Annotated in this window: 11 protein-coding genes; 2 read left to right on the top strand and 9 right to left on the bottom strand. The window is 61.7% G+C overall.

The annotated features are described in order from the left end of the window. Positions 1 to 8: 8 nt before the first annotated feature. The 9 genes from GTQ41_RS06770 to pcaR all read right to left on the bottom strand — a co-directional run bounded on the left by GTQ41_RS06770 (position 9) and on the right by pcaR (position 9882). Positions 9 to 1373, bottom strand: a complete 1365-nt coding sequence (locus GTQ41_RS06770; RefSeq protein WP_047292156.1) for a 3-carboxy-cis,cis-muconate cycloisomerase — start codon at positions 1371 to 1373, stop codon at positions 9 to 11. Between the two features lie 46 nt (positions 1374 to 1419). Then, positions 1420 to 2715, bottom strand: a complete 1296-nt coding sequence (locus GTQ41_RS06765) for an MFS family transporter (RefSeq protein ID WP_041070509.1) — start codon at positions 2713 to 2715, stop codon at positions 1420 to 1422. Positions 2716 to 2986: 271 nt separating this feature from the next. Beyond that, on the bottom strand, positions 2987 to 3553 hold the full coding sequence (gene pcaG / locus GTQ41_RS06760) for a protocatechuate 3,4-dioxygenase subunit alpha (RefSeq protein WP_047292153.1): 567 nt from the start codon (positions 3551 to 3553) through the stop codon (positions 2987 to 2989). 1 nt (position 3554) lies between these two features. Next, positions 3555 to 4259, bottom strand: coding sequence for a protocatechuate 3,4-dioxygenase subunit beta (gene pcaH, locus GTQ41_RS06755; protein WP_007963162.1), 705 nt, complete (start codon positions 4257 to 4259; stop codon positions 3555 to 3557). Positions 4260 to 4296: 37 nt separating this feature from the next. Then, positions 4297 to 5502, bottom strand: a complete 1206-nt coding sequence (gene pcaF, locus GTQ41_RS06750; RefSeq protein WP_179294935.1) for a 3-oxoadipyl-CoA thiolase — start codon at positions 5500 to 5502, stop codon at positions 4297 to 4299. Then, positions 5499 to 6278: a CoA-transferase subunit beta gene (locus GTQ41_RS06745; protein ID WP_007963157.1), complete on the bottom strand. Its 780-nt coding sequence runs from the start codon at positions 6276 to 6278 to the stop codon at positions 5499 to 5501. The genes pcaF and GTQ41_RS06745 overlap by 4 nt, the downstream gene beginning before the upstream one ends. Beyond that, on the bottom strand, positions 6278 to 7135 hold the full coding sequence (locus GTQ41_RS06740; RefSeq protein ID WP_047292145.1) for a CoA transferase subunit A: 858 nt from the start codon (positions 7133 to 7135) through the stop codon (positions 6278 to 6280). The genes GTQ41_RS06745 and GTQ41_RS06740 overlap by 1 nt, the downstream gene beginning before the upstream one ends. 263 nt (positions 7136 to 7398) lie before the next feature. Further along, complete coding sequence (locus tag GTQ41_RS06735; RefSeq protein WP_047292142.1) at positions 7399 to 8745, bottom strand: MFS transporter; 1347 nt, start codon at positions 8743 to 8745, stop codon at positions 7399 to 7401. 294 nt (positions 8746 to 9039) lie between these two features. Next, entirely contained in the window at positions 9040 to 9882 is an 843-nt protein-coding gene (gene pcaR / locus GTQ41_RS06730; RefSeq protein ID WP_041070522.1) for a pca regulon transcriptional regulator PcaR, read from the bottom strand. A gap of 650 nt (positions 9883 to 10532) precedes the next feature. Between pcaR and GTQ41_RS06725 the strand changes: the two genes are divergently transcribed. After that, on the top strand, positions 10533 to 10733 hold the full coding sequence (locus tag GTQ41_RS06725; RefSeq protein ID WP_003222398.1) for a hypothetical protein: 201 nt from the start codon (positions 10533 to 10535) through the stop codon (positions 10731 to 10733). A 375-nt stretch (positions 10734 to 11108) separates the two neighbouring features. Continuing rightward, positions 11109 to 12584: an inorganic phosphate transporter gene (locus GTQ41_RS06720; RefSeq protein WP_007963152.1), complete on the top strand. Its 1476-nt coding sequence runs from the start codon at positions 11109 to 11111 to the stop codon at positions 12582 to 12584. Positions 12585 to 13179: the final 595 nt, after the last annotated feature.

Raw genomic sequence — 13179 nt, 5'->3', positions numbered from 1 at the left:
CTCTCCTTTCAGACAGACAATGCGTTGTGTTCGGCCACCGCGCGCTCGACCCAGGTTTGCGCCTGGCCGAGGTAATGCGCGGGATCGAGCAGATGATCCAGTTCGGTGCTGCTCAGTTCGGCGGTCACTTGCGGCTCGTCACCAAGTACCGCACGCAGGTGGCGCTGCTCGGCCACCGCGCGTTTGCAGCATTGTTCGAGCAAGTGATGCGCGGTGTCGCGGCCGACCCGCTGGGCGAGGACGATGCTCACCGCTTCGGCCAGCACCAGCCCTTGGGTCAATTGGAGATTGCGCGTCATGCGTTCGGAATCGACCTCCAGCCCATCGGCCAGCAAGCGCGCCTGTTGCAGCGCACCGGACACCAGGCAGCAGATCTCCGGCAGGGTTTCCCATTCGGCATGCCACAGACCGAGGCTGCGTTCGTGCTCCTGAGGCATGGCGCTGAACAACGTCGAGACCAGCCCCGGCACCCGCGTCGCCGCACCGATCAACACCGCCGCACCCACCGGATTGCGCTTGTGCGGCATGGTCGACGAACCGCCTTTGCCCGGCGCCGACGGCTCGAACACCTCCGCCGCTTCGGTCTGCATCAACAGACTGACGTCGCGCCCGAGCTTGCCGAGGCTGCCAGCGATCAAACCAAGCACCGCGCCGAACTCGACGAGGCGATCACGCTGGGTGTGCCAAGGTTGTTCAGGCAAGGCCAATTGCAGCTCTTCGGCCAGCGCTTGCGCGATCGGCAGCGCTTGCTCGCCGAGCGCCGCAAGGGTGCCGGAAGCACCGCCGAATTGCAGCACCAGCAGCCGTGGCTTGAGTTCGCGCAGACGCTGACGGCTGCGGGTCACCGCGCCGAGCCATCCGGCGATTTTCATCCCGAAGGTGACCGGCGTGGCGTGTTGCAGCCAGGTGCGCCCGGCCAATGGCGTGGCCGCATGCCGTTGGGCCTGAGTGGCGAGCGATTCGGCGAGCGCTGCCAGGTCGCTTTCAACCAGTGCCAGCGCCTGACGCAATTGCAGGACCAGCCCGCAATCCATCACGTCCTGACTGGTGGCGCCCAGATGCACATAACGCTCGGCCTCGGCACTGCGCGCGGCGATCTGCTTGCCCAACGCCTTGACCAGTGGAATCGCCGAGTTGCCGGCGGTGGCAATCGCCTCGCCCAGCGCCGCGAAGTCATACAGACCGGCGTCGCAAGCGGCGGCAATCGGCGCGACGGCGGACGCCGGAATCACCCCGACCCGCGCCTCGGCCCGGGCCAGCGCCGCTTCGAAATCGAGCATCGCCTGCACCCGGCCCTGATCGCAGAACACCTCGCGCATGTCGCGGGCCGTGAAGTAGGCATCGAACAATTGATTGCCCGGTCGCTGAGTCATAAACAGTCCTTGCCGGCGCGGGCCTATGCGGCCCGCGCACATCGGTTTACAGATCGTGGTGCAAGTACGCCGCCTGTTTCGGCAGGCGCAGGCTGAACAGGAACGCCACTGCCATCATCACCGTGACGTACCAGTAGAAGGCGTTTTCCATGCCCCCGGCTTTCAGGCTCAGGGCCACGTATTCCGCCGAACCGCCGAAGATCGCGTTGGCCACCGCATAGGCCAGACCGACGCCGAGGGCGCGGACTTCCGGCGGGAACATTTCGGCTTTCACCAGGCCGCTGATCGAGGTGTAGAAACTCACGATCGCCAGCGCCACGGTGATCAGCACGAAGGCCAGAATCGGGCTGCTGATGCTTTTCAGGCTCAGCAGGATCGGCACGGTGAACAACGTACCGAGCGCGCCGAACCAGAGCATCGAATTACGTCGACCGATCTTGTCGGCGAGCATGCCGAACAACGGCTGCATGCACATATACAGGAACAGCGCGCCGGTCATGATGTAGCTGGCAGTCTTGGCGTGCATGCCGGCCGTGTTCACCAGGTACTTCTGCATGTACGTGGTGAAGGTGTAGAAAATCAACGAGCCACCGGCGGTGTAACCCAGCACGGTGATGAACGCGGCTTTGTGATCACGGAACAGTGCGCGGATGCTGCCGGCGTCTTTGTTCTCGCGCATTTCCTTGCTGGTGGTTTCTTTCAGGGAGCGACGCAGGAACAGTGAAATCACCGCCGCCACCGCACCGACCACAAACGGAATCCGCCAGCCGTAGGCACGCAGTTCATCTTCACTGAGGAACTGTTGCAGGATCACCACCAGCGACACCGCCAGCAGTTGGCCGCCGATCAGGGTCACGTACTGGAACGAGGCGAAAAAGCCGCGCTGGCCCTTGAGCGCAACTTCACTCATGTAGGTCGCGGTGGTGCCGTACTCGCCGCCCACCGACAGGCCTTGCAGCAGACGCGCGAACAGCAACAGCAGCGGTGCCCAGACGCCGATGCTGGCGTAAGTCGGCAGGCAGGCGATGAGCAATGAGCCGAAGCACATCATCAGCACCGAAATCATCATCGAGGTCTTGCGGCCCTTCTTGTCCGCCAGCCGCCCGAAGATCCAGCCGCCAATCGGGCGCATCAAGAACCCGGCAGCGAACACCCCGGCCGTATTGACCAGTTGCACTGTCGGGTTGTCGGAAGGGAAAAACGCTGGGGCGAAATAGATCGCGCAGAAGGCATAGACATAGAAGTCGAACCATTCGACCAGGTTGCCGGACGAGGCACCGACAATCGCAAAGATGCGCTTGCTGCGCTCCTCGCCGGTGTAATGAGCGGTGGTAGTTGTCATTGTTTTTTACTCTGAAGGGACAGGTGAGAGTCTAGACACACTTCGCAACAGTCCCGTTCCACAGATATATCCACGAGGCATTACACAGCCCCTCTTCTGAAAGAGGGCTTTTGTGGCGAGGGGATTCATCCCCGATCGAGTGCGCAGCACTCGCAAATCCGGCAGACGCGGTGTGTCAGTTTCACCGTGAAATCCGGTCTTGGGGCTGCTTCACAGCCCATCGGGGATAAATCCCCTCACCACAAACTCACTCCAACGGAATGAGCTGCGATCAATAATCGAAAAACACCGTCTCCGCCTCAGTGCCCTGCAAAATCACATTCCACTGATAAACCCCTGCCGCATCCGGCTTCGCCAGCAACGTGGCGCGTCGCTCGGCCGGCACACATTCGAGCAGCGGATCATTGACGTTCGCCGGCTCACCTTCAAAGTAGATGCGCGTCAGCAAGTGCTTGACCAAGCCACGGGCAAACACCAGCACCACCAGATGCGGCGCCTGGGTCGTGCCCTTCAGGCCCTCGACCGTGCCCGGTTTGATCGTGGTGAAACGGAAGCGCCCTTCGGCGTCCACCGGCACCCGGCCGAAACCTTCGAAATGCGGGTCCAGCGGTTTGTCCTGCTCGTCTTCCGGGTGTGCGTACTTGCCGGCAGCGTTGGCTTGCCAGACTTCGAGCATCGCGTCGTTGACCACATCGCCGTTGCCGTCAACCACTTGGCCGGTGATCGCCACGCGCTCGCCGAGGGTTTGTTCGACCGCGAGGTTTTCGCGATTCAGCCAGGTCAGGCCGATGTGGTAGTACGGCCCGACGGTGTGGGACGTGGTGGCAGTCAGCGTCATCTTATTTCTCCATCGGCGTGGCGTCGCGGCCGCGCAAGACGATGTCCCAGCGATAGCCGAGGGCGTAGGACGGAATGGTTTTTTCCAGATCGAAAGCGGCGATCAGACGTTCCTTGGCGGAGGTGTCCGGCACGCAGTTGTAGATCGGATCGTAGGCCAGCAGCGGGTCGCCGGGGAAGTACATCTGCGTCACCAGACGGGTGAGGATGCTCGGCCCGAACAGCGAGAAATGAATGTGCGCCGGGCGCCACGCATTGTGGTGGTTACCCCACGGATAGGCGCCGGGCTTGATGGTCTGGAACTGATACCAGCCGTCGGCATCGGTTACGGTGCGGCCGGTGCCGGTGAAGTTCGGGTCCAGCGGCGCGTCGTGCAGGTCGCGCTGGTGGTTGTAGCGGCCGGCGGCGTTGGCCTGCCAGATTTCCACCAGAATCCCTGGCACCGGCAAACCGTTTTCGTCGAGCACACGGCCGTGAATGATGATGCGCTCGCCCAACGGCTCGCCGTCGTGCTGGGCAGTCAGGTCGTTGTCCTTGTCGGCGACACGTTCGGCACCGATGGTCGGGCCGGTGATCTCCGACAACGAATGCGGCAGGAACACCAACGGCTTGGACGGCGAGCGCAGGTTGGTGGATTGATACGTCGGGTGCAGGTATTCAGGCTGGGTGCCTTCCTGCGGACGACGGTAGCCAGGCTTGTCAGTCATTTCGCTTTCCTCTGTTCTTATCAGTCGACGCGCTGCGTCAGACGCGTTCGATGGCCAGGGCCAGACCCTGCCCGACGCCGACGCACATGGTCGCCAGACCTTTCTTGCCGCCGGTCTTTTCCAGCTGATGCAGCGCGGTCAGCACCAGTCGCGCGCCGCTCATGCCCAACGGATGGCCCAAGGCAATTGCGCCACCGTTCGGGTTGACCTGCGGCGCATCGTCGGCCAGACCCAATTCACGCAGCACCGCCAGACCCTGGCTGGCGAAGGCTTCGTTGAGTTCGATCACATCGAAATCGCTGACCGCCACACCAAGACGCTCGATCAGTTTGCGCACCGCCGGCACCGGGCCGATGCCCATGACGCGCGGCGCAACGCCGGCGCTGGCCATCCCGAGCACTTTGGCGCGGGCGGTCAGGCCGTGTTTCTTCACCGCCTCGGCAGACGCAAGAATCAGCGCAGCAGCACCGTCGTTGACGCCGGACGCGTTGCCGGCAGTAACCGTCTTGTCCGGGCCGTTGACCGGCTTCAATCTGGCCAACGCTTCAAGCGTGGTGTCGGCGCGTGGATGCTCGTCCTGGCTGACCACGGTTTCGCCCTTCTTGTGGGCGATCCGCACTTCGACGATTTCCTCGGCGAAGTAGCCCGCCGCTTGTGCAGCGGCGGTGCGTTGCTGGCTGCGCAGGGCGAACGCGTCCTGGTCGGCGCGCGACACCTTATAGTCGTCGGCGACGTTGTCGGCGGTCTGCGGCATCGCATCGACGCCGTACTGGGCCTTCATCAGCGGATTGATGAAACGCCAGCCGATGGTGGTGTCTTCCAGCTTCATGTTGCGCGAGAACGCTGCGTCCGCCTTGCCCATCACGAACGGCGCGCGGGACATCGACTCGACGCCGCCGGCAATCGCCAGCTCCATCTCGCCGCTGGCAATGGCACGGAACGCAGTACCAACCGCGTCCATGCCCGAAGCGCAGAGACGGTTGAGGGTCACGCCCGGCACGCTCTCCGGCAAGCCCGCCAGCAGCAGCGCCATGCGGGCCACGTTGCGGTTGTCTTCGCCAGCCTGGTTGGCGCAGCCGAGGAACACTTCATCGATTGCATTCCAGTCCACCGACGGATTGCGTTCCATCAGCGCCTTGATCGGCACAGCGGCCAGATCGTCGGCACGGACGGCGGCCAGTCCACCGCCGAAGCGGCCGATGGGCGTACGGATTGCGTCGCAGATATACACGTCACGCATCATGCTTCTCCCGGTGCCTGGCCGTGGGCGGCGGCGGTGCGCGCTTCGAGATCGCGCAGCGCGGTCAGTTCGACCTCGGTCGGTGCCGCCGTGGTTTCCACGTTGTCGGCAAAACGAATGGCCCAACCGGTGGCGGCGACCACTTGTTCACGGGTCACGCCCGGATGCAGAGCGGTGACCACGAATTCGTGGGTGCCCGCTTCCGGCTCCATGATGCACAGGTCGGTGATGATCCCGACCGGACCGGCGCCCGGCAGGCCCAGACGCTTGCGCGAATCGCCGCCCTCGCCGTGACCGACCGAGGTAATGAAGTCGAGCTTGTCGACGAACGAACGCGCCGACTGCTTGAGGATGATCAGCACGCTCTTCGCCGAACCGGCGATTTCCGGCGCGCCACCGGCACCCGGCAGGCGTACTTTCGGTGCGTGGTAGTCGCCGACCACGGTGGTGTTGATGTTGCCGAAACGGTCGACCTGCGCCGCGCCGAGAAAACCGACGTCGATGCGCCCGCCCTGCAGCCAGTAGCGAAAAATCTCACCGGTCGGCACGACGGTGTCGGCGGTCTCCGCCAGCTCGCCGTCACCGATCGACAGCGGCAGCACGCTGGGCTTGGCGCCAATCGGGCCGGATTCGTAGATCAGCACCACGTCCGGCGACGACGTCAGGCGCGCGAGGTTGGCGGCTTTCGACGGCAGGCCGATGCCGACGAAGCACACCGAGCCGTTCTTCAGGCGACGGGCCGCCGCGACGGTCATCATTTCATTGGTGGTGTAAGTCATTACTTGGCCTCCGAAGCAGCGGCCAACTTGGCCTGGAACGCGCTGAAGTCAGCGCAGCCATGGATGTATTCGTTGATCCACGCGGTAAACGTCTCACGGTCACGGGCGATCGGATCCCACGCCTGATAGAAACGATTGTCACGCTCGGTGTAACCGTGGGCGTAGGACGGATGCGCGCCGCCGGGTACGTGGCAGACCGCGCTCAAGGCCCAGGTTGGCAACACGCAGGCGTTCATCGGCGCGTTGAGGTTGTCGACGATTTCTTCGACCGTGACGATGCAGCGCTTGGCTGCCAGCGCGGCTTCTTTCTGCACCCCGAGAATGCCCCACAACAGCACGTTGCCTTGGCGGTCGGCTTTCTGCGCGTGGATCACGGTCACGTCCGGACGCACCGACGGCACCGCGGCCAGCACTTCATCGGTGAACGGGCAGGTCACGGATTTGATCAGCGGATTGACTTTCGGCAGGTCGGAACCGGCGTAGGCCCGCAGCACGGCGAACGGCAGGCCGGAAGCGCCGGCGACGTAGGCGTTGGCCAGGTCGGCGTGGCTGTGTTCTTCGATTTCCAGGGCATGCGGCCATTGCTTTTCGACCGCGTCGCGCAGACGGTGCAGCGAACCCACACCGGGGTTGCCGCCCCAGGAAAAGATCAGCTTGCGTGCACAACCGGCACCGATCAGTTGGTCGTAGATCAGGTCAGGCGTCATCCGCACCAGGGTCAGATCTTTCTTGCCCTGACGAATGATTTCATGACCCGCCGCCGTAGGGATCAGGTGAGTGAAGCCTTCGAGCGCGACGGTGTCGCCGTCGTTGACGAATTGCTTCACCGCGTCGTGCAGCGAAAGGATCTCAGCCATGGAGCAGGCTCCCGTTTTTGTAGTGAATCGCCAGTGAGAAAAAGGCGCGAGGTTCAGCGCCGGAGTCACTGCAGATTAAGCCGCAGAAAATCGCCAAACAATCCGATAATCGACTGAGTGTTCGTTTATCGAACGGATTGTTATCACCCTATCGTTCCGTGTTGATCGCCAAAAGATCGCAGCCTGCGGCAGCTCCTACAGGGTTACGCGTTCACATGCAGGAGCTGCCAAAGGCTGCGATCTTTTCGCTTTACATCGAAATATCAGGTCGCATCCGCATGACTGACCACACCTTTGATCACCACCGCCGCCGTCGCCAACCCCGCCGGAATCACCAGCGCCGTCAGCACCTGTTCGAAGTTCCAGCCCAGCCCCAGCAACGTCGCGCCCATCCACGCCCCGAGAATCGCGCCGAACCGGCCAATCCCGAGCATCCACGACACCCCGGTCGCGCGTCCCTGCGTCGGATAAAACCGCGCTGCCAGCGAAGGCATCGCCGATTGCGCACCGTTGACGCACATACCCGCCACCAACACCAAGGTCGCGAGCAGCGTGATATTGCCCAGGCTCTGCCCTACCGCGTAGGCAAACACCCCGGCCAGCAGGTAGAACGTGCCGATGACCTTGTGCGGATTGAAGCGGTCCATCGCCCAGCCGACAGCGACCGCGCTCAACACCCCGCCGAACTGGAACAACGCGCCGATAAACGCCGCCTGCTCCATGCTCGCACCGCTGTCACGCATCAGGGTCGGCAGCCAACTGGTCAGCAGATAGACGATGACCAGGCCCATGAAGTAGGTCAGCCACAGCAACAAAGTGCCGACACTGTAAGTGCCGGAGAAAATCACCGCGAAGACGTTGCGCGCCTTGACGGTTTTCTGCTCCGGAACGCTGAAACTCGAGGCTTGCGCCACGGCGACCGGATCGATTGGCGACAGGGTCTTGCGCACTTTCTCGGTGCCGCGATTGCGCACCACCAGATAACGCGCCGACTCCGGCAGCCAGAACAGCAGCACCACCGCGAGGATCAGCGGCAGGATCCCGCCGATCAGCAGCAGGCTGTGCCAGCCGAACGCCGGGATCAGCTTCGCCGAAATGAAACCGCCGCCGGCCATGCCGAGGTTGAAGCCGCAAAACATGCTGGTCACCAGCAATGACTTTTTGCGCTCCGGGGTGTATTCCGAGAGCAGCGTGGTGGCGTTGGGCATGCCGGCGCCCAGGCCGAGACCGGTCAGAAAACGCAGCACCAGCAATTGCTCGACGTTGGTGCTGTAGGCCGAGGCCAGGCTGAAAGCGCCGAACAGCAGCACCGCGCCGACCAGCACCACTTTGCGCCCGAAACGGTCAGCCAGAGGGCCCGAACCCAGAGCGCCAAAGACCATGCCGATCAACGCGGCACTCATTACCGGGCCGAGGCTGGCGCGGTCGATGCCCCAATCCTGGGACAACGCCGGGGCGATAAAGCCCATCGCCGCTGTGTCGAGGCCATCGAGAAACACAATCAGGAAACACAGGATCACCACCCGCCACTGATAGCGCGAGATCGGTTGGGCATTGATGAAGGTCTGCACGTCGAGGCAGTTACCTACAGCGGACTGAGGCTGGTTCATTATTTTTATTCCACGCAAAAAACGCAGTCGAACGGCGGCCGGCCAGAGAGCGGCACGGTCACAAGAATAGAAGGTCGGGATCAGGCGTTGCGGTGAATCCGGCAACAGGGAACGGAGTTGAGACAGTCGGGGAGCATGCGCATGGTGAGTTGCCTCTTGTCATTATTATGGGAGTCGACAATCCGGCAGGCTCATTCATATCGGCGCCGGATGACGCTGCCGCGACATTAATGATCCGAGGGTTTTAGCGTCAATTCGATAAACGCAACACTGTGCGTTTATCGAACAGCTTCATCAGGCGAACAGTTGCGCGCTGAGGTCGCGGCTGGCGCTGAGCAGGCCCGGCAGGAAGCGTTGCTCCAGCTCGGTGCGACTGACGCGGCCGGCGTGGGTACTGACGTTGAGCGCCGCCACCACTTGGCCCGATGCATCGTAGACCGGCACCGCAATCGAGCGCAGGCCCTGCTCCAGCTCCTGATCGACGATGCACCAGCCCTGTTGCCGCACTTCCTGCAGGCATGCGAGCAGACTTTCCGGGGTATGCAGGGTGCGGCTGGTCTTGGCCACCAGTTCGGCATGGTCGAGGTATTCGCGCAGCGAAGTGTCGTCCAGCGCCGCCAGCAGGATACGGCCCATCGAGGTGCAATAGGCCGGCAGACGTCCGCCCACCGACAGATCCACCGAGATCAGCCGTTGCGTGGTCGCCGAACGGGCAATGTACAGAATGTCGTCACCTTCGAGCGTGGCCATGTTACAGGCTTCGTGCAGTTGCTCGCTCATGCGGTCGAGGTACGGCTGGGCCGAGACCGCCAGCGGCGTCGACGACAGATACGCGTGGCCGAGGGTCAGCACTTTGGGCAACAACGAGTACGTGCGGCCATCGGTGGTGGCGTAACCCAGTTTGATCAAGGTGTGCAGACAACGGCGCACGGCGGCGCGGGGAATTTCCGTGCGATGGCTGATCTGGGCGATGGTCAGGTGCCGCTTGCGCTCCTGAAACGCCTGCACCACCGCCAGGCCACGGGCCAGCGAGGTCATGAAATCCGGATCGCCCGTCAGCGCCTGGATACGCTTGGCTGGCGACGCGACGATCGGCGGCGCCACGGAGGTGAAGGAGTTGCGCATTTGATCGTTCATCTTTTGTCCTTTTTTCCGGCACGGATCAATGGCCATACAAGCGGCTCGCCGGCAAATGCACAAGGACCGGGACGCCAAGATTGGGCGATTATCGAACCATCGACCGATTATCGCAATCCGCGGCACAGGCTCTTCATGGTTTGCCGGGTCGACCATGGAACGGGTTAATCCAACTTTCCATCGTGCGTTAGTTGTTCGACTTAATGGCGTCAGAAACACAACACTGAGCGCATAAAGGTTTCAGCGGATTTCAACTAGCGATAAAAATTGTCAGTCACAAAAACAATCACACATCCGGAACCGTTTTTAACTTGGCAAAGATAGTCAATCCCGAATCGACCGCTATAATGCCTCTCAGTGGGGCCGGTTTTATTCACCGAAGCCGCCACCTGCCGAAGCGATGCCAATCGCCGACAGCTCCGGCCAGCGCTGACGCGCATGACTCATGCAACGACAGCGCCCGCTGAAACAGGCAACTGATGCTGCGTCAGTTTTAATCTGGTGTCGCAGCCGCCTGCAACATGGAAGTCTTGACCGCCCTGCCGATAACTCCAATGCCTTTACGGGCATGACCTTTCGGTGGACGCGCTCAATCGACTCGTTGCCGTGCGTTTCACCAGACATTCATCTCAACTCAAACAGGTAGCACTGTGACGAAAGACGAACTGCGCGCGGAACTTGAGCGCCAGGAACAACGTTACAAGGAAGTTTACGGCGGGGAAGTCACCACCTACGCCGCTCAACCGGAACCGGAACGCAAAGCATGGCGTAAACGCCCCACTGTTCAGGATCAGGTTTTCCAGCAAGAACTGAAAAAGATGGAAGAAGAACTCAAAACCGAAGAGCCATGAATCGGCGATTGTGAGTTTTTCGAGGGTCTGCGTCGCCACCGGCTACAAGCGCGGTGACCCGACAATGCCTTGCGCGCCCGCTATCCGCGGGCAGCGGCCACCTCCCCCGTGTTGCGCGGGAAAGGAGCGTGTCTGGCTCGTTTCAGAGATATTTCACACAAGCGTTTGAGGCCCTCGCGCACTCGACGAAACGCCTGCTGCCTGAAGGTTTTCTCAAGAGAATCAAACACTTGAAAAACCCTGCAACACGCTCGGGCTTTGCACCTTGCAACAATTTAATTCGACATTGATTGCTACCGATGAGCAGGTAGGGGATCGATTTCCAGTCTTTTCTGGCATAATCGCGCCCCCTTATGACCGGGTCAGAAAACCTTCATGATCGATTTATTCAGCGGACTGGATGCTTGGGTGCTTGTGAGCCTCTTGCTCGCCCTGACGTTTGTCCTCGCCTTCGAGTTCATCAATGGATTTCATGACACCGCTAACGCGGTAGCCACTGTTATCTACACCAAAGCCATGCCGCCTCACCTGGCGGTGTTCTTCTCCGGTGTGTTCAACTTCCTCGGCGTGTTGCTGGGCGGCGTTGGCGTGGCGTATGCCATTGTTCACCTGCTGCCGGTAGAACTGCTGATCAATGTGAACACCGGCCATGGCCTGGCGATGGTGTTCTCGTTGCTCGCCGCGGCGATCACCTGGAACCTGGGCACCTGGTACTTCGGTATCCCGGCCTCCAGTTCCCACACCCTGATCGGCTCGATCCTTGGCGTCGGCCTGGCCAACGCCCTGATCAACAACATCCCGTTGGCCGACGGTGTGAACTGGCAGAAAGCGATCGACATCGGCGCTTCGCTGGTGTTCTCGCCAATGGCTGGTTTCCTGATCGCCGCGCTGATCCTGATCGGCCTGAAGTGGTGGCGCCCGCTGTCGAAGATGCACAAGACCCCGGAACAGCGCCGCAAGATCGACGACAAGAAACATCCGCCGTTCTGGAACCGCCTGGTCCTGGTGATCTCGGCCATGGCCGTGAGCTTCGTGCACGGCTCCAACGATGGCCAGAAAGGCATCGGCCTGATCATGCTGGTGTTGATCGGTATCGTGCCTGCGCAGTTCGTCCTCGACCTGAGCAGCACCACTTACCAGATCGAACGCACCCGCGACGCGACCCTGCACCTGAGCCAGTTCTACAAGCGCAATGCCGATTCTCTGGGCGAATTCCTGGCCCTGGGCAAAAGCGTTGAAGGCGACCTGCCGGAGAAATTCCGCTGCAACCCGCAGCAGACCGAACCGACCATCAACGCCCTGCTCGATACGCTTAAAGGTGTAGCGGACTACCATTCGCTGTCCTCGGAAAGCCGCATCGAAGTGCGTCGCTACCTGCTGTGCCTGGACGACACTGCGAAGAAAGTCGGCAAGCTGCCAGGCCTGGAAGCGCGTGAAAAGGCTGACCTGGACAAACTGCGCAAAGACCTGACCACCACCACCGAATACGCCCCGTTCTGGGTGATTCTGGCGGTCGCGCTGGCCTTGGGCCTGGGCACCATGGTTGGCTGGAAACGCGTGGTACTGACCATCGGCGAGAAGATCGGCAAGCAAGGCATGACCTATTCCCAGGGCATGTCGGCGCAGATCACCACCGCGAGTCTGATCGGCATGGCCAACATCTTCAGCCTGCCGGTATCCACCACCCACGTGCTGTCCTCGGGCGTGGCCGGCACCATGGTCGCCAACAAGAGCGGCCTGCAAGGCGGGACTGTTCGTACCATTTTGCTGGCGTGGGTGCTGACCTTGCCGGCGACGGTGGCGCTGTCGGCCGGGTTGTTCTGGCTGGCGTCGAAGGCGTTGGGTAGCTGATAGACAGCGGTGCATGAGAAAGGCGTGATTCGTGAGGATCGCGCCTTTTTTGTTTGGGTTGTATTGGGGGCATATCCGTTGCTGCGGGGTTGCTGATTACGGTTCCGCCCTTACGGCGGGTCACTTTTGACAAACGCCTCAAAAGTAACCAAAAAGTCTTGCCCCGGCGTACGGCACTTCGCTGAGGCTCAGTGTTCCCTCGCTACGGTGTCCATCCGGGGGCATCGCCTACGGTTTGCTTCGCTGCACCTCCTCTCGATGCATGCGGCTTCGCCGCATGACGCTGCGCGCCTACCCCCGGATGGACACCTTCGCTCGGCCTGCCGAAGGGGCTGAAGATCAAAAGCCAGATCAAGAGCCAAAGCCAAAGCCAAAGCCAAAGCAGATCAAAAGATCGCAGCCTTCGGCAGCTCCTACATGGGATTGGGTGCTTTCAGTTGGAGTTTGGTCGGCTGTCAGGCCGCCATCGCTGGCAAGCCAGCTCCCACACTGGGATCGGGTGCCATCAGTTAAAAATTTGGTCGGCTGTCAGGCCGCCTTCGCGAGCAGGCTCGCTCCCACAACTTTATTCGTGCACACCCCATGCGGCGAAGCC

The sequence above is a fragment of the Pseudomonas sp. AN-B15 genome, assembly GCF_019056475.1.
GTDB classification, from domain to species: Bacteria; Pseudomonadota; Gammaproteobacteria; order Pseudomonadales; family Pseudomonadaceae; genus Aquipseudomonas; species Aquipseudomonas parakoreensis.
Note: the sequence above shows the minus strand (reverse complement) of the source record. Positions and strands in the feature narration are given on the sequence as shown.

Excerpts from the sequence above, each read along its gene's own strand:
- GTQ41_RS06745 (WP_007963157.1), bottom strand. The coding sequence starts at position 6,278 with ATGACTTACACCACCAATGAAATGATGACCGTCGCGGCGGCCCGTCGC.
- GTQ41_RS06720 (WP_007963152.1), top strand. The coding sequence starts at position 11,109 with ATGATCGATTTATTCAGCGGACTGGATGCTTGGGTGCTTGTGAGCCTC.
- GTQ41_RS06765 (WP_041070509.1), bottom strand. The coding sequence starts at position 2,715 with ATGACAACTACCACCGCTCATTACACCGGCGAGGAGCGCAGCAAGCGC.
- GTQ41_RS06740 (WP_047292145.1), bottom strand. The coding sequence starts at position 7,135 with ATGGCTGAGATCCTTTCGCTGCACGACGCGGTGAAGCAATTCGTCAAC.
- pcaH (WP_007963162.1), bottom strand. The coding sequence starts at position 4,259 with ATGACTGACAAGCCTGGCTACCGTCGTCCGCAGGAAGGCACCCAGCCT.
- pcaR (WP_041070522.1), bottom strand. The coding sequence starts at position 9,882 with ATGAACGATCAAATGCGCAACTCCTTCACCTCCGTGGCGCCGCCGATC.
- pcaG (WP_047292153.1), bottom strand. The coding sequence starts at position 3,553 with ATGACGCTGACTGCCACCACGTCCCACACCGTCGGGCCGTACTACCAC.
- GTQ41_RS06735 (WP_047292142.1), bottom strand. The coding sequence starts at position 8,745 with ATGAACCAGCCTCAGTCCGCTGTAGGTAACTGCCTCGACGTGCAGACC.
- pcaF (WP_179294935.1), bottom strand. The coding sequence starts at position 5,502 with ATGATGCGTGACGTGTATATCTGCGACGCAATCCGTACGCCCATCGGC.
- GTQ41_RS06770 (WP_047292156.1), bottom strand. The coding sequence starts at position 1,373 with ATGACTCAGCGACCGGGCAATCAATTGTTCGATGCCTACTTCACGGCC.